Origin of the sequence: Pseudomonas abyssi (assembly GCF_003444685.1) — a bacterium.
In the GTDB taxonomy this organism is placed as follows: Bacteria; Pseudomonadota; Gammaproteobacteria; order Pseudomonadales; family Pseudomonadaceae; genus Halopseudomonas; species Halopseudomonas abyssi.
Genome location: NZ_LMAZ01000003.1, coordinates 329,054 through 352,723 on the forward strand (window position 1 = coordinate 329,054; position 23,670 = coordinate 352,723).

At 62.0% G+C, this 23,670-nt stretch carries 23 protein-coding genes; 7 read left to right on the forward strand and 16 right to left on the reverse strand.

Going from position 1 to position 23,670, the window contains the following annotated elements:
* Nucleotides 1-110: 110 nt before the first annotated feature.
* Entirely contained in the window at nt 111-4,007 is a 3,897-nt protein-coding gene (purL, locus tag ASB58_RS12190; RefSeq protein ID WP_118131047.1) for a phosphoribosylformylglycinamidine synthase, read from the reverse strand.
* A 155-nt stretch (nt 4,008-4,162) separates the two neighbouring features.
* On the opposite strand from purL, the gene mltF reads away from it, so the two are divergent.
* A complete protein-coding gene (mltF, locus tag ASB58_RS12195) occupies nt 4,163-5,605 on the forward strand; it encodes a membrane-bound lytic murein transglycosylase MltF (RefSeq protein WP_096003347.1) in 1,443 nt (480 codons plus the stop codon).
* A gap of 394 nt (nt 5,606-5,999) precedes the next feature.
* Here the strand turns inward: mltF and tadA are convergent, their stop codons facing one another.
* The 5 genes from tadA to ASB58_RS12220 all read right to left on the reverse strand — a co-directional run bounded on the left by tadA (nt 6,000) and on the right by ASB58_RS12220 (nt 10,907).
* On the reverse strand, nt 6,000-6,458 hold the full coding sequence (gene tadA / locus ASB58_RS12200) for a tRNA adenosine(34) deaminase TadA (RefSeq protein ID WP_235827290.1): 459 nt from the start codon (nt 6,456-6,458) through the stop codon (nt 6,000-6,002).
* 23 nt (nt 6,459-6,481) lie between these two features.
* Complete coding sequence (gene cysN / locus ASB58_RS12205) at nt 6,482-8,389, reverse strand: sulfate adenylyltransferase subunit CysN (RefSeq protein ID WP_096003140.1); 1,908 nt, start codon at nt 8,387-8,389, stop codon at nt 6,482-6,484.
* Between the two features lie 49 nt (nt 8,390-8,438).
* Nucleotides 8,439-8,780, reverse strand: coding sequence for a four helix bundle protein (locus tag ASB58_RS12210; protein WP_096003141.1), 342 nt, complete (start codon nt 8,778-8,780; stop codon nt 8,439-8,441).
* 83 nt (nt 8,781-8,863) lie between these two features.
* The gene (gene cysD, locus ASB58_RS12215) at nt 8,864-9,766 is read right to left on the reverse strand and encodes a sulfate adenylyltransferase subunit CysD (RefSeq protein WP_096003142.1); all 903 of its coding nucleotides are present in this window, start codon (nt 9,764-9,766) and stop codon (nt 8,864-8,866) included.
* A gap of 382 nt (nt 9,767-10,148) precedes the next feature.
* Nucleotides 10,149-10,907 carry a Nif3-like dinuclear metal center hexameric protein gene (locus ASB58_RS12220; RefSeq protein ID WP_096003143.1) on the reverse strand — a complete coding sequence of 253 codons (759 nt, stop codon included), beginning with the start codon at nt 10,905-10,907 and terminating at the stop codon, nt 10,149-10,151.
* Between the two features lie 179 nt (nt 10,908-11,086).
* On the opposite strand from ASB58_RS12220, the gene ASB58_RS12225 reads away from it, so the two are divergent.
* Complete coding sequence (locus tag ASB58_RS12225; protein ID WP_096003144.1) at nt 11,087-12,193, forward strand: S1C family serine protease; 1,107 nt, start codon at nt 11,087-11,089, stop codon at nt 12,191-12,193.
* Nucleotides 12,194-12,212: 19 nt separating this feature from the next.
* Here ASB58_RS12225 and hisC read toward each other — a convergent pair whose 3' ends face one another.
* The 10 genes from hisC to ASB58_RS12275 form a co-directional block, all read right to left on the reverse strand.
* A complete protein-coding gene (gene hisC, locus ASB58_RS12230; protein WP_118131048.1) occupies nt 12,213-13,268 on the reverse strand; it encodes a histidinol-phosphate transaminase in 1,056 nt (351 codons plus the stop codon).
* Nucleotides 13,269-13,375: 107 nt separating this feature from the next.
* Nucleotides 13,376-14,686, reverse strand: coding sequence for a histidinol dehydrogenase (gene hisD / locus ASB58_RS12235; protein ID WP_118131049.1), 1,311 nt, complete (start codon nt 14,684-14,686; stop codon nt 13,376-13,378).
* Nucleotides 14,687-14,730: 44 nt separating this feature from the next.
* Nucleotides 14,731-15,372 carry an ATP phosphoribosyltransferase gene (gene hisG, locus ASB58_RS12240; protein ID WP_096003147.1) on the reverse strand — a complete coding sequence of 214 codons (642 nt, stop codon included), beginning with the start codon at nt 15,370-15,372 and terminating at the stop codon, nt 14,731-14,733.
* A gap of 12 nt (nt 15,373-15,384) precedes the next feature.
* The gene (murA, locus tag ASB58_RS12245; protein ID WP_118131050.1) at nt 15,385-16,650 is read right to left on the reverse strand and encodes a UDP-N-acetylglucosamine 1-carboxyvinyltransferase; all 1,266 of its coding nucleotides are present in this window, start codon (nt 16,648-16,650) and stop codon (nt 15,385-15,387) included.
* A 21-nt stretch (nt 16,651-16,671) separates the two neighbouring features.
* Nucleotides 16,672-16,911 carry a BolA family protein gene (locus ASB58_RS12250; RefSeq protein WP_096003149.1) on the reverse strand — a complete coding sequence of 80 codons (240 nt, stop codon included), beginning with the start codon at nt 16,909-16,911 and terminating at the stop codon, nt 16,672-16,674.
* Between the two features lie 51 nt (nt 16,912-16,962).
* Nucleotides 16,963-17,280 carry an STAS domain-containing protein gene (locus ASB58_RS12255; protein ID WP_118131051.1) on the reverse strand — a complete coding sequence of 106 codons (318 nt, stop codon included), beginning with the start codon at nt 17,278-17,280 and terminating at the stop codon, nt 16,963-16,965.
* Entirely contained in the window at nt 17,277-17,918 is a 642-nt protein-coding gene (locus tag ASB58_RS12260) for an MlaC/ttg2D family ABC transporter substrate-binding protein (protein WP_096003151.1), read from the reverse strand. The genes ASB58_RS12255 and ASB58_RS12260 overlap by 4 nt, the downstream gene beginning before the upstream one ends.
* 30 nt (nt 17,919-17,948) lie before the next feature.
* Nucleotides 17,949-18,413, reverse strand: a complete 465-nt coding sequence (gene mlaD / locus ASB58_RS12265; RefSeq protein WP_096003152.1) for an outer membrane lipid asymmetry maintenance protein MlaD — start codon at nt 18,411-18,413, stop codon at nt 17,949-17,951.
* 18 nt (nt 18,414-18,431) lie between these two features.
* Nucleotides 18,432-19,211, reverse strand: a complete 780-nt coding sequence (gene mlaE, locus ASB58_RS12270; RefSeq protein ID WP_118131052.1) for a lipid asymmetry maintenance ABC transporter permease subunit MlaE — start codon at nt 19,209-19,211, stop codon at nt 18,432-18,434.
* A complete protein-coding gene (locus ASB58_RS12275) occupies nt 19,208-20,026 on the reverse strand; it encodes an ATP-binding cassette domain-containing protein (protein ID WP_096003154.1) in 819 nt (272 codons plus the stop codon). Before ASB58_RS12275 ends, mlaE begins: the two co-directional genes overlap by 4 nt.
* A gap of 205 nt (nt 20,027-20,231) precedes the next feature.
* Between ASB58_RS12275 and ASB58_RS12280 the strand changes: the two genes are divergently transcribed.
* Genes ASB58_RS12280 through lptB form a run of 5 tightly spaced genes read left to right on the forward strand, consistent with a single transcriptional unit; the run spans nt 20,232 to nt 23,577 of the window.
* Nucleotides 20,232-21,203 carry a KpsF/GutQ family sugar-phosphate isomerase gene (locus tag ASB58_RS12280; RefSeq protein WP_096003155.1) on the forward strand — a complete coding sequence of 324 codons (972 nt, stop codon included), beginning with the start codon at nt 20,232-20,234 and terminating at the stop codon, nt 21,201-21,203.
* Between the two features lie 8 nt (nt 21,204-21,211).
* A complete protein-coding gene (locus ASB58_RS12285; protein WP_118131053.1) occupies nt 21,212-21,733 on the forward strand; it encodes a KdsC family phosphatase in 522 nt (173 codons plus the stop codon).
* Nucleotides 21,730-22,311, forward strand: a complete 582-nt coding sequence (gene lptC, locus ASB58_RS12290) for an LPS export ABC transporter periplasmic protein LptC (protein ID WP_181977927.1) — start codon at nt 21,730-21,732, stop codon at nt 22,309-22,311. The genes ASB58_RS12285 and lptC overlap by 4 nt, the downstream gene beginning before the upstream one ends.
* Complete coding sequence (gene lptA / locus ASB58_RS12295; RefSeq protein WP_096003158.1) at nt 22,298-22,855, forward strand: lipopolysaccharide transport periplasmic protein LptA; 558 nt, start codon at nt 22,298-22,300, stop codon at nt 22,853-22,855. The genes lptC and lptA overlap by 14 nt, the downstream gene beginning before the upstream one ends.
* The gene (gene lptB / locus ASB58_RS12300) at nt 22,852-23,577 is read left to right on the forward strand and encodes an LPS export ABC transporter ATP-binding protein (protein ID WP_096003159.1); all 726 of its coding nucleotides are present in this window, start codon (nt 22,852-22,854) and stop codon (nt 23,575-23,577) included. Before lptA ends, lptB begins: the two co-directional genes overlap by 4 nt.
* The last annotated feature ends 93 nt before the right edge of the window (nt 23,578-23,670 follow it).

Consider the following 23,670-nt stretch of genomic DNA (forward strand, 5'->3'; position numbering starts at 1 on the left):
TGAAACAGCGTGCACCTCTTGCAGATTATTCCAGCGAGCAACGCACTGTCTATCCCCCACAAACAACAACCCCGGCACGTGGCCGGGGTTGTTGTGTGCTGCGCTGGCGATTAACCGATCCAGGCGCGGGCGTTGCGGAACATGCGCATCCAGCCGCCGTCTTCGCTCCAGTCATCCGGATGCCAGGAGTTCTGCACCGCGCGGAACACACGCTCGGGGTGCGGCATCATGATGGTGACGCGACCGTCGCGGGTGGTCAGGCCGGTTATGCCGCGCGGCGAGCCGTTCGGGTTGGCCGGGTAGCGTTCGGTCATTCGACCACGGTTGTCGACGTAGCGCAGAGCAACCGCGTTGGCTGCCTCACAGGCGTCAACGGCCGCGCTGTTGGAGAACTCGGCGTGGCCTTCACCGTGGGCGATGGCAATCGGCAAACGGCTGCCGACCATGCCACTGAGGAAGATCGACGGCGAGGGCTGGACTTCGACCATGGCAACCCGCGCTTCAAACTGCTCGGAGCGGTTGCGCACAAAGTGCGGCCAGTGGTCACTGCCGGGGATCAGCTCACGCAGGTTGGAGAGCATCTGGCAGCCGTTACACACGCCGAGGGCGAAGGTGTCCGGGCGGGCGAAGAACGCGGTGAAGGCTTCACGGGCGATGCTGTTGAACAGGATCGACTTGGCCCAGCCCTCACCGGCGCCCAGTACGTCGCCGTAGGAGAAACCGCCGCAGGCGACCAGACCGCGGAAGTCAGTCAGGTCAACGCGGCCGCTGAGAATATCGCTCATGTGCACGTCGACCGCGCTGAAACCGGCGCGATTGAACGCAGCAGCCATCTCGACCTGACCATTGACACCCTGCTCGCGCAGAATGGCAACGCGCGGGCGAGCGCCCTTGCTGATGGCGGGTGCAGCAACGTCTTCGTTGATATCAAAACTGAGCAGCGCGTGCAGACCAGGGTTGGCGTCGTCGGCGATATTCTCGAACTCCTGATCCGCGCACTCGGCGTTGTCACGCAGGCGCTGAATCTGCCAGCTGGTTTCGCTCCAGGCCTGTTGCCAAACCGCTCGGGTGTTTTCCAGCACCGGCTTGCCGTTGAACTCGAAGCGGATACTCTGCTCGCTGCTCGGCTGACCGATCACCGCGCTGCAGTCACCTAGCCCGGCGGCAGACAGTTGCGCCAGCACTTCTTCGGTATCGTCCTGCGATACCTGAATGACCGCACCCAGCTCTTCGTTGAACAGCACCTCAGCCAGCGCACCGGCGCCCTGCGCTAGCACGTCGAGGTTGATGTTCAGACCGCAGCGGGCAGCGAAGGCCATCTCGGTCAGGGTGGTGAACAGGCCACCATCGGAGCGGTCGTGGTAGGCCAGCAGCAGTTCGTCCTGGTTCAGCCCCTGAATCACGGCGAAAAAGGCCTTGAGGTCTTCTGCGTCATCCAGATCCGGCACTTGCTGGCCGATCTTGTTGTAGACCTGCGCCAGCGCCGAGCCGCCCAGACGATTCTGGCCACGACCCAGATCGATCAAGATCAGGTCGGTCGCACCGTGATCCAGACGCAGTTGCGGCGTCAGGGTCGCGCGCACGTCCTGTACCGGCGCAAAACCGGTCACGATCAGCGACAGCGGCGAGGTGACCGACTTCTCCTGACCGGCTTCATCCCAGCGCGTCTTCATAGACATGGAATCCTTGCCGACCGGAATGGTGATACCCAGCTCGGGGCACAGTTCCATGCCGACCGCCTTGACGGTGTCGTACAGGCGCGCGTCTTCACCCGGGTGACCGGCAGCGGACATCCAGTTAGCCGACAGCTTGATGTCCGACAGCTTGTCGATGCGAGCAGCAGCCAGGTTGGTCACAGTCTCGGCAACCGCCATGCGGCCGGAGGCCGGGGCGTTGAGCAGCGCCAGCGGCGTGCGCTCACCCATGGCCATGGCTTCACCGGTGTTGACGTCGAAGCTGGTGGAGGTGACGGCACAGTCAGCCACCGGCACCTGCCACGGGCCGACCATCTGGTCGCGGGTGACCATACCGGTAATGCTGCGGTCGCCGATGGTAATCAGGAACTGCTTGCTGGCAACCGCCGGCAGGCGCAGCACGCGTTCGGCAACATCGCTCAGATTCAGCTCGTTGGCGCTGAACTCGTCGCCCTGCTCGGCTTCACGCTCGACGCTGCGGTGCATGCGCGGCGGTTTGCCGAGCAGAACCGAGAGCGGCATATCAACCGGCTGGTTGTCGAAGTGAGTATCGTTGAGCAGCAACAGTTGCTCTTCAGTCGCTTCGCCAACAACGGCAAAGGGGCAACGCTCACGCTGACAGATGGCTTCGAAACGCTCGTAATCGGCGTTCGGCACAGCCATCACGTAGCGCTCCTGAGACTCATTGGACCAGATTTCCAGCGGGCTCATGCCCGGCTCGTCGTTCGGCACGTTACGTAGTTCGAAGCGACCGCCGCGGCCACCGTCGTTGACCAGTTCCGGGAAGGCGTTGGACAGGCCGCCCGCGCCCACGTCGTGGATAAAGGCGATCGGGTTCTTGTCGCCCAGCTGCCAGCAGCGGTCGATGACCTCCTGACAGCGGCGTTCCATTTCCGGGTTTTCACGCTGCACGGAGGCAAAGTCCAGATCCTCGGCGCTGGCACCGGTAGCCATGGAAGACGCCGCACCGCCGCCCAGGCCGATCAGCATCGCCGGGCCACCGAGCACGATCAGCTTGGCGCCAACCGGGATATCGGACTTCTCGACGTGGGTCGCACGAATGTTGCCCATGCCGCCGGCGATCATGATCGGCTTGTGGTAGCCACGGGTTTCCGGGCCACGGGGCGAGTCGATGGTGGTCTCGAAGGTACGGAAGTAGCCGTTCAGGTTTGGGCGACCGAATTCATTGTTGAACGCGGCGCCGCCAAGCGGGCCCTCGATCATGATCTGCAGCGGAGTGACGATACGCGAGGGCTTGCCGTTGTCTTCTTCCCATGGCTGAACGAAGCCCGGGATACGCAGGTTGGACACGGTAAAACCGGTTAGGCCGGCCTTCGGCTTGCCGCCGATACCGGTAGCGCCTTCGTCACGAATCTCGCCGCCGGAACCGGTGGAGGCGCCCGGGAACGGGGCAATCGCGGTCGGGTGGTTGTGGGTTTCCACCTTCATCAGGATGTGTACCGGCTCTTCATGGGCGCGGTACTCATTGCTGCCCGGTACCGGGAAGAAGCGGCCTGCGGTAAAGCCTTCGATCACAGCCGCATTGTCTTTATAGGCCGACAGTACGCCTTCGCTGTGCATCTGATAGGTGTTCTTGATCATGCCGAACAGGCTCTTGTCCTGCGCCTGACCGTCGATATCCCAGCTGGCATTGAAGATCTTGTGGCGGCAATGCTCGGAGTTGGCCTGGGCGAACATCATCAGTTCAACGTCGCTCGGGTTGCGGCCAAGGCCGGTGAAGCTCTCGACCAGATAGTCGATCTCGTCTTCGGCCAGGGCCAGACCGAGGCTGCTGTTGGCCTCAACCAGGGCGTCACGGCCACCGGCCAGAATGTCGACGCGCTGGAACGGCTTGGGCTCGGTGTGGGCAAACAGCGCAGCGGCGGCCTGCAGATCGTCCAGCGCCAGCTCGGTCATACGGTCGTGCAGCTCGGCCTTCAGCGTCGCGCGGTCATCGGCAGACAGCTCACCACTGACGTAATAGGCGATACCACGCTCCAGGCGCAGCACCTGACTCAGACCACAGTTGCGGGCAATGTCGGTTGCCTTGCTGGACCAGGGGGAGATGGTGCCAAAGCGCGGCACTACCAGCACCAGCTCGCCTGCGGGCTCTTCCACCGGCACCGACGGGCCGTAGCGCAGCAGGCGTTCCAGCACCTGGCCAGACTGCTCGTCCAGATCGGCGCTCAGCTCGGCAAAATGCATAAACTCGGCGTATACCCCGGTCACTCCGGCAAGGCGGCTTTGCAGCTTGGCGAGCAACTTGGTACGACGAAAATCGGAAAGGGCTGGGGCTCCACGCAGGATATGCATGTCGGTATCGGCCTCGGGATGCGAACAGTGGGAAAAAGAAGGCGCATAGGATACCCCAAGCGGGGCGTTGGAGCCATGCCAAGCTGGCCAGCGGCAGAGGTGCGCGATTGCGTCGGCGGCTATTGCCGCAGCCCGCTTTTGCCTATACTGGCGCCATGCATCGACCAGCTCCTCGCCTTCCCCGTTTCAAGGCTCTGGCCACCGCCCTGTGCGCTGTGTTGCTGACCGCCTGTGAGCAAAGCACCCAACTGGAACAGATTCAGGAGGACGGCACTCTGCGCGTGATTACTCGCAATACGCCGACCACCTACTATCAGGATCGCAACGGCGACACCGGTCTGGAGTACGAGCTGGCCAAACGCTTCGCCGACAGCCTTGGCGTGGGCCTGGACATGCAGACCGCCGATACCGTCGACAGCCTGTACCAGCAGTTGGACAAGGCCGACGGTCCGCAGGTTGCCGCAGCCGGGCTGACGGTCAACCCGGCGCGCAACGAACAGGTGCGTTTTGCCGTGCCCTACCTCGACGTGATTCCACAGGTGGTCTACCGGCGCGGCAGCCGCAAGCCACGCAGCATCGAAGACCTCTACGGCCAGCGCCTGATGGTCCTCAAGGGCAGCACCCTGGCTGACGAACTGCACGCTTTGCAGCAAACCCACCCGGAGCTGACCTTCGAAGAATCCGACAGCGTGGAAGTGGTTGACCTGTTGCGACTGGTCAACGACGGCGAGATCGACAGCGCCGTGGTCTACTCTAACGAACTGGTAGTGAATCAGGCGTTCTATCCGGCGGTCAGCGTGGCCTTTGACCTGGGCGACAGCCAGCCGATGGCCTGGGCGCTGCGCCAATACGCCGACAGCACGCTGCTGGATGCGGTCAACGGGTTCTTCTCGCGCATCAAGGCCGACGGCACGCTGGATCAGCTGATTGAGCGCTTTTACGGCCATTCAGATGTGCTGGACTACGTCGGCGCGCGCGCCTTCGCCACCCATATGCAGAACCGCCTGCCACGCTTTGAGACCTTTCTGCGTCAGGCGGGCGACCAGAACGGGCTCGACTGGCGGTTGCTGGCGGCGATGAGCTATCAGGAGTCACTCTGGGACCCGAACGCCCGCTCCGCCACCGGCGTGCGCGGCTTGATGATGCTGACCCTGCCGACCGCCAAATTTGTCGGCGTCACCAACCGGGTTGATCCACAGCAGAGCATCAACGGCGGCGCGCGCTACCTGATCTGGGTGCGTGACCAGATTCCGACCGACATTCCCGAGCCGGACCGCACCTGGTTTGCCTTGGCCGCCTACAACGTCGGCCTCGGCCATCTGGACGACGCGCGCAAGCTCACCGCCGAAGGCGGTCGAGACCCGAACCGCTGGGTCGATGTGAAGGATTTTCTGCCGCTGCTGCAGAAGAAGGAGTGGTACAGCAAAACCCGCTACGGCTACGCCCGCGGCTCGGAACCGGTGCACTATGTACAGAACATCCGCCGCTACTACGACATCCTGCAATGGGTCACCCAACCGCAATCCGAATCTCGCCAGCAACCCGCCGAGCAATATCACGCGCCAGGGATTCTCGAGCAGTTGCCGGATGGGGTGTAGCGCAGCGCTACACAGCGGCAAGCTATAAGCTGCAAGCCTCAAGCTAAAAGCCAAACCACCTGCGCCGCGCAGTGAGCCGTCATACCCTCATGCAGACTTGATGCCGCCTCGGCGGACACGCCTTTGGCTTTGTCCGCCCTACAACACAGCGCCAGCCCGTAGGGCGGACTAAGCGCAGCGTGTCCGCCGCGTACCCGCAAGTGCCGCGACTCAACGTATTTTGCCGGCTTGATGCCACCCTCGCGGACACGCCTTTGGCTTTGTCCGCCCTACAGGAAGGTCGCCGACGAATGGGATGAAACACCTCGCGCGCACCGCCACGCCACAAAGAACCATAAAAAAACCCGCGCGATTCAACACCGCACGGGTTTTGCTTGCAGCTTGCGACTTGCGGCTACGCCTTACGCCTATCCCTGAAAAACCCCGACAACAACGCCCCGCACTCCTCGGCCAACACCCCACCTTCCACTTGCATGCGGTGATTCATCCACGGCTGGTCGAGTACCTGGCTGCGGCTGGCGACGGCGCCGGCGCGGGGTTCGCTGGCGCCGTAGACCAGACGTGCGATGCGGCTGTGGACCAGCAGGCCGGAGCACATGGTGCAGGGTTCGAGGGTAACGTACAGGGTAGAACCGGGCAGGCGGTAGTTCTGCAGGGCCGTTGCGGCCTGGCGGATGGCGACCATTTCGGCATGGGCGCTGGGGTCGTGACTGGTGATCGGCTGGTTAAAACCACGACCAATCACCTGCCCGTTCAGGACCAGCACAGCGCCGACCGGAACTTCGCCCCGCTCGGCGGCCAGCTTGGCCTCGGCCAGCGCCAGCCGCATAAAGTCGATATCAGCTGGCGTCATGCTTGAGCCTCTTCAACAGCCGATCAGATCAGCTTGCGTTCGCGCAGCAGGCCTACCACCTGCTCAACGCAGCCTTCCAGATCCAGCTCGGCGGTGTTGAGTACCAGGTCGGCATCGGTCGGCGCTTCATACGGGAAGGACACACCCGGAATGGTACCCTCGACGTTGGCCGCGTAGATACCGGACGGGTCACGCTGCTGACAGACGTCCAGCGGAGTATCCAGATGCACCAGCAGGCAGCGATTGCCGAGGATATGACGTGCAGTCGCGCGGCTTTCTTCGGTCGGTGCAACAAAGGCGCCAATGGCAATCAGGCCCGCTTCGTTCATCTGACGCGCAATACGCGCGCCCTTGTGCAGGTTTTCGGCACGGCCGGCAGCGTCCATCGGCAGGCCTTTGCTCAGGTCCTGACGCATGACCTTGCCGTCCAGCACATAACAGGCACGGCCGCCGTCGAACAGCTTGCGCTCCAGTGCATAGGCGATGCTGCTCTTGCCTGAGCCGGACAGACCGGTGAACAGCAGGGTCACCGGCTCCTGACCAAAGCGCTCGGCGCGCTCCTGCGGTGTGACGTGAGCGAAGCGGCCGTGTTGGCTGCCGCTGCTGTTCTGGTTGCCCTGGGCCTTGGCGACGATCATGCCAGCGCCCACGGTGCCATTGGTCATGCGGTCGATGACGATAAAGGCGCCAGAGGTATGGTTGCTCTGATAGTCGTCAAAGGCGATCGGGCGCTCAAGCGCGACCTGTACACGACCGATTTCGTTCAGCGCCAGCTCGGCCGCTGGCTGTTGCTCCAGCGTATTGACGTCAATGCGATGCTGAATGCGGGTAAAGGACGCCGGACTGTAGCTGGTAGCACGCTTGATGTCGTACTTGCGGCCGGGCTGCATCGGCTGCTCAGCCATCCACACCAGGGTCGCTTCAAACTGATCACCAATCAGCGGGCGGTTGTCCGCGTGGCACAGCATGTCGCCGCGGGAGATATCGATTTCGTCTTCCAGCGTCAGCGTCACTGCCTGACCGGGACCCGCCTCTTCCAGCTCACCATCAAAGGTGACGATGGATTTGACGCGGCTGCCCTTGCCCGATGGCAATACAGTCAGCTCATCGCCCTTGCGCACCACACCCGAGGCGATGGTGCCGGCAAAGCCGCGGAAGTTCAGGTTCGGGCGGGTTACCAGCTGAACAGGGAAACGCAGGTCGGTGGTGTTGCGATCGCTGGCGATCTCGACGGTTTCCAGAATCTCCATCAGCGAGGGACCGGTGTACCAGGGGCTGCGCTCGCTGCGATTGACCACGTTGTCGCCCTTGAGCGCCGACATCGGTACAAACTGCACCTTGTCGCCGTCCAGCAGTTCCAGACCGCTGGCGAACTGCAGGTAGTCTTCGCGAATCTTGTCGTAAACGGTCTGATCGAAATCCATCAGGTCCATCTTGTTGACCGCAACCACGATGTGCTTGATGCCCAGCAGGGATGCGATAAAACTGTGGCGCTTGGTCTGGGTCTGCACGCCGTAGCGGGCATCGATCAGGATGATTGCCAGATCACAGGTGGAGGCACCGGTCGCCATGTTGCGGGTGTACTGCTCATGGCCGGGGGTGTCGGCGATGATGAACTTGCGCTTGGCGGTGGAGAAGTAGCGGTAGGCCACGTCGATGGTGATGCCCTGCTCACGCTCGGCCTGCAGACCGTCAACCAGCAACGCCAGATCCACCTCTTCACCCGTGGTGCCGGACTTCTTGGAGTCACGGGTGATGGCTTCCATGTGATCTTCATAGATCATCTTGGAGTCGTGCAGCAGACGCCCAATCAGCGTGCTCTTGCCGTCGTCGACGTTACCGCAGGTCAGAAAGCGCAGCAGCTCCTTGCGTTCGTGCTGGCTCAGGTAGGCCAGGATGTCCTGGCTGATCAGATCGGATTGATGCGACATCTATCAAAGCTCCAAGCTGCAAGCTGCAAGCGACAAGCGGTCCCTGCAGCTATTCGGTAATTCGGTTAATCAAGCCTGTCAGCATGCGCGACAGCTCGCGGGTCTCACTGATCCAGTGTGTGGCCAGTGTCAATTCCAGAAACTCTATCTCCTGCCCCACCATCAACTGGGTTCGCACCTCAGCGCATGAGCCTTTGGCGACGCTGAGAAAATACCGCTTCTCGGCGTTGCCTCCACGCTCCATCCCCTCGGCAATATTGCTGGGAATAGACAGCGCGGCCCGCGTCAGCTGGTTGCGAAACCCGTAATCGGGGCAGTTTGCCAGCGCTCTGTACATGGCAACAGACAACGCCTTTCCACGCTGCCACACTTCAAGCCGTTCGAAATCCATCAGCAACCTCCTTGTTGCCTGCTCAAGCAGCCCTCCAAAGCGACTCAGACTGGCTTGTCGCTTACAGCTTGAGGCTTGCGGCTTTAGAAATAACCCTGCCTCTTCTTCTCTTCCATCGACCCTGCCGAGTCGTGATCGATGACGCGGCCCTGGCGTTCGGAGGTGCGGGTGAGCAGCATTTCCTGGATGATTTCCGGTAGCGTGGCGGCGCTGGATTCGACGGCGCCGGTCAGCGGGTAGCAACCCAGGGTACGGAAGCGGACCATTTTCATTTCCGGGGTCTTGCCGTCCAGCGGCATGCGATCGTCGTCGACCATGATCAGCGAGCCGTTGTATTCGACAACCGGACGTTCAGCGGCAAAGTACAGCGGCACAATCGGGATGCTTTCCAGATAGATGTATTGCCAGATGTCCAGCTCGGTCCAGTTCGACAGCGGAAACACGCGGATGCTTTCACCCTTGTGTACCTTGCCGTTGTAGATATTCCACAGCTCGGGGCGCTGGTTTTTCGGGTCCCAGCGGTGATGCTTGTCGCGGAAGGAGTAGACGCGCTCCTTGGCGCGGGATTTTTCTTCATCACGACGCGCACCACCAAAGGCCGCGTCAAAGCCGTACTTGTCCAGCGCCTGTTTCAGGCCCTGGGTTTTCATCACGTCGGTGTGCACCGCGCTGCCGTGGGTGAAGGGGTTAACGCCCTGCGCCAGGCCTTCGGGGTTCTGGTGCACCAGCAGGTCAAGATCCATTTCCTTGACCATCTTCTCGCGGAACTCGTACATCGCCTGAAACTTCCAGCCGGTGTCCACGTGCAGCACGGGGAACGGCAGACGACCCGGATAGAAGGCCTTGCGCGCCAGGTGCAGCATGACTGCGGAGTCTTTACCGATCGAATAGAGCATGACCGGGTTCTGGAACTCGGCCGCCACTTCACGAATGATGTGAATGCTCTCGGCTTCCAGTTGTTTCAGGTGAGTCAGTTTTTCCAGCATGGTGTACTCGCGTTGAATGGGTAACGGCCCTGCGGCCCAATTCGACTGCCGCGCATTGTATCAAAGGCTATTTTTTATAATAAGCGGGCTATCAAGAACCATCGGCTATAAGCATATGAAAAACTTAGCGGCAAGCGGCAAGCGGCAAGCGGCAAGCGCAATCAGGGTGAGTGCCCCGGCAAAGCCGTCACGCGTTTTCTGCAGCTCTGTCTAACCTCGCCTCTCCTCAAGCCAAACACCGCGCCACTCAGCCGCACGAGTTTTGCTTGTGGCTTGTGGCTTGTGGCTTGTGGCTTGTGGCTTGCGGCTTGCGGCTTGCGGCTTGCGGCTTGCGGCTTGCGGCTTGCGGCTTGCGGCTTGCGGCTCAGCGCCGCGCGCTGAGCTACACCGGATTATCGATATCAATAAACTGATGCTCGATACCAAAGGTCGCCGCCAGATGGTCGCCGAGCGCCTTGGCGCCATAGCGCTCAGTGGCGTGGTGGCCGGCGGCATAGAAGTGGATGCCGTTTTCACGGGCGGCGTGGACGGTCGGTTCGGAGACTTCGCCGGTGATGAAGGCGTCAACGCCGAGGGCGATGGCTTTATCGATGTAGCCCTGGGCGGCACCGGTGCACCAGGCGATGCGCTTGACCGGGCGCTCGTGGCCGGCAATAAACAGCGGCTCGCGCTGCAGGCGCTCGGCCAATTGCTGCGCCAGTGCGTCGCCGCTGCAGGGCTCTGGCAGCTCGCCGGTCAGCCCCACGGAGCGCGGGTTGTGCGGCTCCAGGCCGCCGCTGATCTGCCAGCCCATCAGCTGCGCCAGTTGCGCGTTGTTACCCAGCTCGGCATGCACATCCAGCGGCAGATGGTAGGCCATCAGGTTGATGTCATGCTGCAACAGCGCCTTGAGACGTCGATGCTTGATACCCACAACCTGCGCCGCTTCACCCCGCCAGAAGTAGCCGTGATGCACCAACAGCAGGTCAGCACCGGCCTCCACTGCGGCATCCACCAACGCCTGGCTGGCGGTGACGCCGCTGACAATCAGACGGATCTCGTTGCGGCCCTCTACCTGCAAACCGTTAGGGCAGTAATCCTGGAAGCTGCCGCTGTCGAGCAGTTCATTGCAGTAGCGCAGCAGCTTGTCGCGTTCGACCATAGGGCCTCCGATTGGGGTGTGTGCGGCGCATTATTGTCCGGTGTCCGACGAGCGGTTACAAGGCGGGGGTGATCGACCACGCCGGTGCGCACCACAACCCTGCATTATCTGTCCCGAGTCCGTATAATGCCGCAGGATTCGGCCCTCAGTGGCCAGCACAGACGACGGGCAGGATTTTCATGAAAGAACTGTTACGCAGCATGGGTTGGCCTGTGGTCTGCGGCGTACTGCTGGCGCTGCTGATCATTCAACAGTTCCCCGAATGGCTCGGCCTGCCGGCGCACGATATTGTCCTGCGCGAAGTGTCAGAACCGCGCTCGAACATGGGCCTGGTGTCTTACAGCCGCGGGGTTGAGCGCGCCTCCCCGGCCGTTGCCAACATCTATACCAGCAAAGCTGCCGACGGCACGATGCGTGACTACTCCGACAGCCTGAGCAGCCCCAATCCGACGCAGTCCAGCCTGGGCTCTGCGGTCATCCTCAACCCTGAAGGCTACCTGCTGACCAACAACCACGTGATTGCCGGCGCGGATGAAATCCAGGTGGCGCTGAAAGACGGTCGGGAGGCTCTCGCCACGGTGATTGGCGCAGACCCGGAAACCGACCTGGCGGTGCTCAAGATCGACCTGCCCAACCTGCCCTCGATCACCATCGACTCACGCGACCAGCAACGCATTGGCGACGTGGTCATGGCCATCGGCAATCCCTTTGGTCTGGGGCAGACCGTGACCATGGGCATCATTAGCGCCACCGGCCGCAACCAGCTCGGGCTCAATACCTATGAAGACTTTATTCAGACCGATGCAGCGATTAACCAGGGCAACTCCGGCGGTGCGCTGATTGATGCCGAGGGCAACCTGATCGGTATCAACACCGCCATCTTTTCCCAGGCTGGCGCGGCGCAGGGCATTGGCTTTGCGATTCCGGTGCAGTTGGCCGTTGAGGTCATGCAGGCGATTATCCAGCACGGTCACGTCATTCGCGGCTGGCTGGGGGTGGCGGTACAACCGATGACGCCAGAGCTGGCCGAGTCTTTCGGGCTGGAGGTAAGCCAGGGCATTGTGGTGACCAGCCTGTACCGGAACGGCCCGGCCTGGAACGCCGGCCTGCTGCCGGGCGATGTGATTTTGCGCATCAATGACCAGCCCACCACCAGCGGCCGGCAAGCCATGAATCAGGTGGCCCGTGCCAAGCCGGGCGACAGGATCGAGCTGGAGGTGCTGCGCAGCGGCCAGCCCGTCAACCTGAGTGCCGAAGTGGCCGTGCGCCCCTCCTTCCAGAACTGACGCGCGCCGCAAGGCGCGCTTACAGCACCTCGTCCAGGGCCGCCAGCAAGGCCTTGTTCTGCGCCTCGGTGCCGATGGTGATACGCAAAAACTGATCGATGCGCGGCAGCCGAAAATGCCGCACGATCACCCGCCGCTCACGCAGCCCTTGGGCCAGTTCGGCTGCATCGCGTTGAGTGTGGCGGGCAAACACGAAGTTGGCCTGCGACGGCAACACCTCAAACCCACGCTCCGTGAGCGCCTCGGCCAGACTCTCGCGACTGCGCATGACCGCCTGACGCGTCTGGTTGAACCAGCTCTGGTCCTGGAAAGCGGCGACCGCACCCGCAATCGCCAGACGGTCGAGCGGGTAGGAGTTGAAGCTGTTCTTGATACGCTCCAGCGCCTCGATCAGGTCCGCATGACCAACCGCCAAGCCGACCCGCAGGCCCGCCAGCGAGCGCGACTTGGACAGGGTCTGGGTGACCAGCAGGTTCGGGTAACGATCCACCAGGGTGATGGCGGTTTCGGCACCAAAATCGACGTAGGCTTCATCCACCACCACCACCGAATCCGGGTTGGCGTCGAGAATCTGCTCGATCTGCTCCAGCGCCAGCGCGACGCCGGTCGGAGCGTTCGGGTTTGGGAAGATGATGCCGCCATTGGCCTGGCGGTAGTCCGCCGGATCGATGCTGAAATCGTCACGCAGCGGCTGCGGAGCGGCCTCGATACCGTACAGGCCGCAATACACCGGGTAGAAGCTGTAGGTGATGTCCGGGTAGAGCACCGGACGGCCGTGCTGAAACAGGCCGTGGAAGATATGCGCCAACACCTCGTCCGAGCCGTTGCCGACGAACACCTGCGCGGTATCCACCCCGTAGTAGCCGGCGATCTCGTCTTTCAGCGCATCGGCGTTGGGCGCCGGATACAAACGCAGGCTGTCATTCAGCTCCGCCTGAATCGCATCCACCACCCGCGGCGACGGCCCGTAGGGATTCTCGTTGGTATTGAGCTTGACCAGGTTCTCGACCTTGGGCTGCTCACCCGGTACGTAAGGCACCAGGTCGTTGACAAAGGGACTCCAGAAACGACTCACGGGCAATCCTCGATTGAGCTACAAGCGGCAAGCCGCAAGCTTCAAGCCAACCCCGGCGAGCTGAGTCTGCACAACTCAGCTTGTCGCTTGCAGCTTGAAGCTTGCCGCTAGTTCTTAATGCGGTACTCCGCGCTGCGCGCGTGGGCGGTCAGGCTTTCGCCACGGGCCAGCACGGATGCAGTCTTACCCAGCTCCGAGGCCCCTTCCGGCGAGCAGAAGATGATCGAGGAGCGCTTCTGGAAGTCGTAGACGCCCAGCGGCGAGGAGAAACGCGCGGTACCGGACGTCGGCAAGACGTGGTTGGGGCCGGCGCAGTAATCGCCCAGTGCCTCGGGGGTGTAACGCCCCATGAAGATGGCGCCAGCGTGGCGCACATGCGGCAACAGTGCTTCCGGATCGGCCACCGACAGCTCAAGGTGCTCCGGTGCAATACGGTTGGTCAACACACAGGCCTGCTGCAGATCATCCACCTTGATCAGCGCGCCGCGGGTCTCCAGCGAGACACGGACGATGGCGTCGCGCTCCAGCTCACCGATCAGCCGATTCAGGCTGGCTTCAACCGCATCAAGGAAGTCAGCATCCGGCGACAGCAGAATGGACTGAGCGTCTTCATCGTGCTCGGCCTGCGAGAACAGGTCCATGGCAATCCAGTCAGGGTCGGTCTGACCGTCGCAGACCACCAGAATCTCGGACGGACCGGCGATCATGTCGATGCCCACCTGACCGAACACCGCGCGCTTGGCGGTGGCGACATAGATGTTGCCGGGGCCGACGATCTTGTCGACCTGCGGTACGCTTTCCGTGCCGTAAGCCAACGCCGCAACGGCCTGTGCACCGCCGATGGTGAACACGTGGTCAACCCCGGCCAGACAGGCCGCCGCCAGCACCAGTTCGTTGATTTCACCACGCGGGGTCGGCACGACCATGACCACTTCCGGCACACCGGCGACCTTGGCAGGAATGGCGTTCATCAGTACTGACGACGGGTAGGATGCCTTGCCGCCCGGCACGTACAAACCGACGCGATCCAGCGGCGTGATCTGCTGCCCCAGCACGGTGCCATCGGCCTCGGTGTAGCGCCAGGAGTCCTGGCGCTGGTGTTCGTGGTAGCTGCGTACTCGCTCGGCAGCTACCGCCAGCGCTTCGCGCTGCTCGGGGGTAATACGCTCGAGGGCCAGCTCCAGACGTTTACGATCGAGAATCAGGTCAGCCATGCTGTCCACAGACAGGCCGTCAAACCGCTCGGTGTACTCGACCAAGGCGGCGTCACCGTTAGCGCGCACGGCGGCAATGATTTCTTCGACGCGGTCGTTGACCGCCTTGTCAGAGACCCCTTCCCAGGCCAACAAAGCATCCAGATGCTCGGCAAAATCGCTCTGATTGGCGTTCAGACGGGCGATTTTCAACGGCGTACTCATAGGGATACCTTCATGGAAACAGGGAGACGGGTTCAGAGTCAGAATCAGGCACTGCGGCGTTCGACAGCCTCGGCCAGCAGATCGATCAAGCTTTTGATGCGTGCATGCTTCATCTTCATCGAAGCCTTGTTGACGATCAAGCGCGAACTGATGTGGGCGATCAGCTCCTGCGGCTCCAGACCATTGGCCTTGAGCGTATTGCCGGTGTCGACGACATCGATGATTTTGTCCGCCAGGCCAACCAGCGGTGCCAGCTCCATCGACCCGTACAGTTTGATCACATCAACCTGACGGCCCTGTTCGGCATAATAGCGACGCGCGACGTTAACGAACTTGGTCGCGACCTTCAGGCGACCGGTCGGCTCCGGCGCATCCACCGGGCCCGCGGTCATCAGCTTGCAGTTGGCAATTTTCAGATCCAGCGGCTCGTACAGCCCCTGGCTGCCGTATTCCAGCAGCACGTCCTTGCCGGCCACCCCCAGGTCGGCGGCGCCGTGCTCCACGTAGGTCGGTACATCCGTGGCGCGCACAATCAGCAGGCGAACAGTCGGGTCAGTGGTCGGGAAAATCAGCTTGCGGCTCTTTTCCAGATCCTCGGTCAGCTCGATACCGGCCTCTTTGAGCAGTGGCAAGGTATCGTCAAGGATGCGCCCCTTGGACAGGGCAATGGTCAGGGTCTGGCTCATGAAAGTTCTCTGTCAGGCTGGGACCCGGCGGATGATACCGCCCAGGGCTTGCAGCTTCTCTTCAATACATTCGTAACCGCGATCAATGTGGTAGATGCGATCGACCATGGTTTCGCCCTCTGCTACCAGACCTGCAATCACCAGGCTGGCGGAGGCGCGCAGGTCCGTGGCCATCACCGGCGCCGCCTTCAACTGCTCTACACCGGTGACAACGGCGGTATTACCCTCGACCAGGATACGCGCGCCCATGCGGTTCATTTCCTGAACGTGCATGAAGCGGTTTTCGAAAATGGTCTCGATCACGGTGCCGGTACCTTCGGCAACCGCGTTCATGGCAACAAACTGGGCCTGCATGTCAGTCGGAAACGCCGGATAAGGGGCGGTCTTCAGGTTGACGGCACGCGGTCGATTGCCCTTCATGTCCAGCTCGATCCAGTTCTTGCCGGTCTCGATATGGGCGCCCGCCTCTTCCAGCTTGAGCAGCACGGAATCGAGAATGCCGGCGTCGGTGCCCTTGAGCTTGACCCGACCGCGCGTTGCCGCAGCGGCAACCAGAAAGGTGCCGGTTTCAATGCGGTCAGGCATCACCGAATAACGTGCGCCATGCAGGCGCTCGACACCGTGCACGGTAATGGTATCGGTGCCGTGACCGGTAATTTGCGCGCCCATGGCGATCAGGCATTCAGCCAGGTCCACCACTTCAGGCTCGCGCGCCGCGTTTTCGATGACCGACTTGCCTTTGGCCAGAGTCGCCGCCATCAGGATGTTCTCGGTGCCGGTCACACTCACGGTATCAAACAGGAAGTGCGCGCCGCGCAGGCCACCCTCGGGCGCCTTGGCCTTGATGTAGCCGCCATCTACGGTAATGGTTGCCCCCATGGCTTCCAGGCCACGGATGTGCAGATCAACCGGACGCGAACCAATCGCGCAGCCGCCCGGCAGCGCCACTTCGGCCTCACCAAAATGCGCCACCATCGGCCCCAGCACCAGAATCGAGGCACGCATGGTCTTGACCAGTTCGTAGGGTGCCACCAGCGTACTGATACGGGTGGGGTCGACTTCGACACCCAGGCGCTCATCAATGACCGGGCAGACTCCCATGCGACCGAACAATTCGATCATGGTGGTGATGTCGTGCAGATGCGGCAGGTTGGAGATGGTGACAGGTTCATCCGCCAGCAGCGTGGCAGCGAGGATCGGCAGAGCCGAGTTCTTGGCTCCGGAAATCCAGATTTCCCCGTCCAGGCGATTGCCGCCGGTGATGATCAGTTTGTCCATTTGCGGTACGTACTCCAGACCTCAGGCGCGCGACGCCCAGGCCTCTTGGGTGTAGAACTTCATGGTAACGGCGTGGATACGACCGTCGGCAATGTAGGGGTTAAGCAGTGCGTACACCTGCTGCTGACGCTTGACCGGCGAGAGCGCGGCCAGCGAATCGCTGATCAGGTTGAGCTGGAAGTTGCAGCCTTCACCCTCCACTTCGACCCGGGTGTCAGACAGGCTGCTTTCGATCAGCGTTTTAACTTCGGTAGATTGCATCTTGCTGAATACTCCTTGCGGCGCACCGCGACTGCGATACACCCTGTTCGATTAGGTTGGCGGCTGAGTGTGCTGCTGCAGCCAGTCTTCCAGGTCGCACACCCGCGCCATGCTCTGCACGCCAGCGGGCAAAGCACGGACCTGCAGCTCACGGGCGCTGCGCGACGCCTGTTCGGCCACCCGCAGCAGCAGCGACAGCGCCACGCTATTGGCTTGGGTTACCTGGGCAAAATCCAGCACCAACGGCCCCTGGCCCGACTCGACGGCGGCCAGCAATTGCTCGCGTAGCAGCGGTGCGCTGACAAAGTCCAGCTCGCCGGCCAGCTGCAACACGCCGTCGGCATCGACCTGCAGGCGCGCCTGACTCACTGCTCGGTCTCTTTTTCAACGGTCTCGCGGGACTGGGCAACCACGCTGCCCCAGTTGTCGATGACCGCATCCAGGTCGTTGCGATGGGTTTTCATCGCCTGGGCGAACTGGTCACGAAACAGCAGGCCAATATTAATGCCTTCAACAATCACATTGCGCACCTTCCACTGGTCATCCACCAGCGACATGGTATAGGTGGCAGAGTAGACCTGACCATCACCAGCCTTGACCTGCATGTCGACGCTCGCGCGATCCGGACGTGGCTCGCGGCTGTTGGCCGGCAGCACGCTGATCTCACCACTCTGGAAGTCCAGCAGGGCGTTGCCATAGAACTGCACCATGCTGCGCTTGAAGGTATCGATAAAACGCTGCATCTGCTCATCGGTGGCACTGCGGCTGTAGCGCACGGTCATTACGCTGCGGGCGATACCATCAAAGTCGACGACCGGCTCCAGCACTTCGTTCAGACCTTCGGTAAAGGCCTCGACATCGTTACGGTAGGTTTCGCGGTTGGCGTCCAGCACCGCCATAACCTTGTTGGATGTATCCTCGACAATTTGCTGAGGGGTCGCGTTGGCGTGCGCCAGAGCCGGCAGCAGCAGACCCAGGGCGACGAAGGCATTGATGATCGAACGCATAACTTGTTTCTCCTGAAAGGCCGACCGGGATCAGTCGTCCTTGCTTACCGTATTGAGCAGGAACCGACCAATCAGTTCCTCCAGCACCAGTGCCGACTGCGTGTCGTACAGCTCGCTGCCATCCACCAGCAGCTCGTCGTCGCCACCGACCGAGATACCCACGTACTTCTCTCCCAGCAGGCCGGCGGTGAGGATCGAGGCAGTGCTGTCAGCCGGCAAGGTGTCGACCTTGCTGTCAATCGCCAAGTCTACCCGCGCGCTGTAACGGTTCTTGTCGAAGCTGATGGCTGTCACCTGACCAATGGTCACGCCGGACATGGTGACCTTGGCGCGCGGCGTCAGCCCCGCGACATTGTCGAAGTAGGCATGCACGCTGTAGGTGCTGCCGGTGCTGGTGGCCGTCAGGCCGCTGACGCGCACCGCCAATACCGCCAACGCAAGCAAGCCGGCAAGAATAAAGACGCCGACAATCAGTTCCAGGTTACGGGTACGCATGACAGGTTCCTTGGCTAATCAAAACATCAGTGCAGTCAGAATAAAGTCCAGCCCCAGCACAGCCAGCGAGGCGTAAACCACGGTACGCGTGGTCGCCCGGCTGATGCCTTCGGAGGTTGGCTCGCAGTCGTAGCCCTGGAACACGGCGATCCAGGTCACGACAAAGGCAAAGACCACGGCCTTGATCAGGCCGTTCAACACATCCTCGGTAAACTCGACCGAGTTCTGCATGTTCGACCAGTAGGACCCGGAATAGACGCCCAGCCAGTCAACCGCAACCATCGCACCGCCCCATATGCCGACAACGCAGAACACCATCGCCAGCAGTGGCATCGAGATAAAGCCAGCCCACAGGCGCGGGGCAATAACGTACTTGAGCGGGTCGACACCGATCATTTCCATGCTCGACAACTGCTCGGTGGCTTTCATCAGGCCGATCTCGGCAGTCAATGCCGAGCCTGCACGCCCGGCGAACAGCAAGGCGGTAACCACCGGTCCCAGTTCGCGCAGCAGCGTGAGGGCAACCATCTGGCCGACCGCCTGCTCCGAGCCGTAGCCGACCAGGATGTTGTACCCCTGCAGGGCCAGCACCATACCGATAAACAGCCCCGACACCACGATGATCGCCAGCGACATCACGCCCACGGCGTGCAGTTGCTTGACCAGCAGTGTCCAGCCATTGCCGAAGCGGGCACGGCCAAACAGCACATTGATCAGAAACAGGCCCGAGCGACCCAGCGCGGCCAGCGTATCCAGACCTGCCCGTCCGAGCAGTACCACCCTGTCGACCAGGCTCACGCGTCTTTCTCCGTCTGCATCAAGTCCTGCACATAGTTCTGTGCCGGGTAGTGGAAAGGCACCGGACCGTCCGGCTCACCCTGCATAAACTGGCGAATGCGCGGGTTGTCAGAGTTCATCAGCTCCTCTGGCGTACCCTGCCCCAGCACCTGCCCGTCGCCGACCACATACAGGTAGTCGGCAATGCTGGCGGTTTCCGCCAGGTCGTGGGAGACCACAATACTGGTCAGCCCCATCGCATCGTTGAGCAGGCGAATCAGACGCACCAGCACCCCCATGGAAATCGGGTCCTGGCCGACAAACGGCTCGTCGTACATCATCAACGCCGGATCCAGCGCAATCGCGCGCGCCAACGCCACTCGTCGCTTCATGCCGCCGGACAGTTCATCCGGCATCAAGGCGCGCGCACCGCGCAACCCCACGGCCTCGAGTTTCAGCAACACAATGTCACGAATCATGTCTTCGGGCAGGTCGGTGTGAACGCGCAGCGGGAAGGCGACGTTCTCGAAAACGTCCAGATCAGTAAACAATGCACCGCTTTGGAACAGCATGCCCATGTGCTGACGGGCGGCAAATAGCTGCTCACGACCCAGCTCGGGAATATTCTGTCCATCCACCCAGATAGAACCGCTATCCGGGCGCAACTGAGCACCGATCAGACGCAGCAACGTAGTCTTGCCGCAGCCTGAAGGCCCCATGATACCGGTCACCTTGCCGCGCGGAATGCGAATATCCACGTTGTCGAAGATCACCCGGCTACCGCGCCGAAAGGTAATGTTCTTCAGCTCAACTATATAATCCGACGCGTCATTCATGGGGTGCCTGGGCCTTTAACGGTCATGCCCAGTCCTAGGGCAAAATCAAGCCGCGTAATATAGCAGAGCGCCGAGAGCAGCCCAAGCCGCGAATGCGGGGGATACCCCGAACCGGGGATAATCCCTCAGGCTTCGTTGTCCATGGGTGAGTTGGCGAAGACAAACCGCTATACTTGCCGGCTCAGCGACCACCGACAGACATTCCATGGCCGATTTTGACTACATAGCCTCTGCCCGCCGCACCATCAGCATGGAACGCGACGCCGTCGATTCCCTGCTGCAGCGCCTGGGTGCCCCCTTCAGTACCGCCTGTGACACCCTGCTCGCCTGCCGCGGCCGCGTGGTGGTGACCGGCATGGGCAAATCCGGCCATGTCGGGCGCAAGCTGGCCGCCACGCTGGCCAGTACCGGCACACCGGCATTCTTTGTTCACCCCGGTGAAGCCAGCCACGGCGACATGGGGATGATTACCGCCGAGGACGTGGTCATCGCGCTGTCCAACTCCGGCAATACCGCCGAAGTGGTCACCCTGCTGCCCTTGATCAAGCGTCTGGGCGCGCCCTTGATCAGCCTGACCGGCAATGCCGAGTCAACCCTGGCGCTGGCCGCCGTGGCCAATCTGGACACCGGCGTCGAGCAGGAAGCCTGTCCGCTCAACCTGGCCCCCACGTCCAGCACCACCACCGCCCTGGTCATGGGCGATGCACTTGCCATCGCCCTGCTTGAGGCCCGCGGCTTCAGCGCCGAAGACTTTGCGTTCTCGCACCCCGGTGGCAGCCTCGGCCGCCGCCTGTTGCTGCTGGTCGACGACATCATGCACAGTGGCGACAGCATGCCGCTGGTACGCCCGGACGTGCCGCTGCGCGACGCGCTGCTGGAGATGACCCGCAAGGGCCTGGGCCTGACCGGCATTGAGGACGAGCAGGGCGAGCTGGTTGGCATCTTTACCGACGGCGACCTGCGCCGCACCCTGGATCAAAACATCGACTTTCAGCGTGTCAGCATCGGCGAACTGATGACCCGTGGCAGCAAGACTGCCCGTGCCGGCATGCTGGCCGCCGAAGCCCTGAAGATAATGGAAGACGCGCGCATCAACGGCCTGTTTGTGATCGACAGCAACGGCCGCCCAGTGGGCGCCCTGAATATGCATGACCTGCTGCGCGCGGGGGTAGTGTGAGCCAGAACATGGACAAACTGCATGAACGTGCCCAGGCAATCCGCCTGGCCATCTTTGACGTTGACGGCGTGCTGACCGACGGCCGTCTGTATTTCATGCCTGATGGCACCGAGTTCAAGTCTTTCAATACGCTCGACGGCCACGGCATCAAGATGCTGATGGCCTCAGGCGTGGAGACAGCCATCATCAGCGGGCGCAAATCGCCGCTGGTCGAGCGCCGCGCCGCCAACCTGGGCATCAAGCACCTGATCCAGGGCCGCGAGGACAAACTCACCGCACTGAACGAGCTGCGCCAGATCATCCCGGTTGAAATGCATCAGATCGCGCACCTGGGCGACGACCTGCCAGACCTGCCGGTCATGCGTCGGGTCGGCCTGGGGATGGCCGTCGCCAGCGCCGATGGCTTTGTGCGCGAACACGCCCACGGCGTTACCCGTGCCGTCGGCGGCGCAGGCGCCGCGCGCGAGTTCTGCGAGCTGATCATGCGCGCCCAGGGCACGCTCGAACAGGCACAGGCAGCCTACCTGTGAAGCTGGGGCTGCCGCGCTACCTGACCCTTGGCCTGCTGCTGGCTGCCGGCGCCGCGCTGGCGCTGGCCGTGGGCTACTGGAACATAAGCCCGGGCAGCTTTGCGCCGGCGGACGTCGAGCAAAGCAACGCCCGCCCCGACTTTTATATCGACAACGCGCGCATCCAGATGCTGGACGAGCAAGGCAAGATTGCCTACCAGTTGACCGCCGCACATGCGGTGCACCAGATCGAAGACGGCAGCACCCGTCTGCAGCAGCCTGAACTGCTGTTCTTCCGCGGCGAGAACCCGACGCCCTGGCTACTCAAAGCCGACCAGGGACTGGTTACGAAAAAGGGAGACCGGGTAGACCTCGAAACCGACGTACTGCTGCAACAACAACCCGATGGTCAGCCGCAGCGACAGCTGACCACCTCGGCGCTCACACTGTATCCACGCCGTGACTACGCCGAAACCGATCAACGCGTTAGAATCGAGGCCGCTCGCAGTGTGACCACTGCCGAGGGCATGCAACTATTTCTCAATGACGGCCGCTTGCAGCTGCTGTCCACAGTAAGAGGCCAATATGAGGTGCGTTAACTCCCTCCTTGCCCTGACCCTGCTGGCTGGCTGCGCCACCCACGCCCTCGCGCTGCCGAGCGACAGCAGTCAGCCGATTCGTATCCAGGCTGACTCAGCCACCCTGGACGACAAGCGCAACACAGCCGTGTATACCGGCAACGTGATAATCACCCAGGGCAGCATGCGCCTGACTGGCGGTCGCGTCACGCTGAGCACCAATGCCAACGGCGAGCTGAACAGCATGGTCACCCACGGCAGCCCGGCGACCTATCAGCAGACACCGGAAGCAGAAAAGCCACCGGTCAAGGCCCGCGCGCAAACCATCGAGTATCACGCTGATCGCGAGACCATCATCCTGATTCAGGAGGCCTTTCTGGAGCAGTCAGGCAATACCTTCCAGGGCGACTATGTCAGCTATGACATTCCGCGCCAGGTGGTCGATGCCGGCCGTGGCGGCGAAAGCGCCAACGGCGGCCAGAGCGGCGGCGGACGCATCGAGATCGTCATCCAGCCGCGCAGCCGTGGCAACGACAGCAGCAACGAAGAGCCGGCCACACCATGACCACCCTGCACGCCCAACACCTGGCCAAGGCCTACAAGGCACGCAAGGTCGTGCGCGACGTGTCAGTCTCCATCGACAGCGGCCAGGTGGTCGGCCTGCTTGGCCCCAACGGCGCCGGCAAGACTACCTGTTTCTACATGATTGTCGGGCTGGTCAAGGCAGACCAGGGCACGGTCACCATCAACGGTAAAGACGTCACCCGCCTGCCCATGCACGGTCGCGCCCGCGAGGGCATCGGCTACCTCCCGCAGGAAGCCTCGATCTTTCGCAAGCTGACGGTGGCCGACAACATCATGGCCATCCTCGAAACCCGCAAGGACCTGAACCGCCAGGCCCGAGAAGGCAAGCTGGAATCGCTGCTGCGCGAATTTCACATTCACCACCTGAGCGACAGCCTCGGCATGAGCCTGTCCGGCGGCGAGCGACGGCGCGCCGAGATCGCCCGCGCCCTGGCCACCGACCCCAGCTTCATCCTGCTCGACGAGCCCTTTGCGGGCGTCGACCCGATCTCCGTCGGCGACATCAAACAGATCATCCAGCACCTCAAGGACAAGGGCATCGGCGTACTGATCACCGATCACAATGTGCGCGAAACCCTGGATATCTGTGACAAGGCGTACATCGTCAACGATGGCCACATCATCGCCGAAGGGGATGCCGAGACCGTGCTGGCTGACCAGACGGTGAAAGATGTATACCTGGGCCATGCCTTCCGGCTATAAAAGCCCCCGTATTTCAGGCATGCTACCGGCAAATGGACATCAGCATGTCCAAACCAACGGTTTGAACCAGCGCACAAGGTATTTCGCAACACA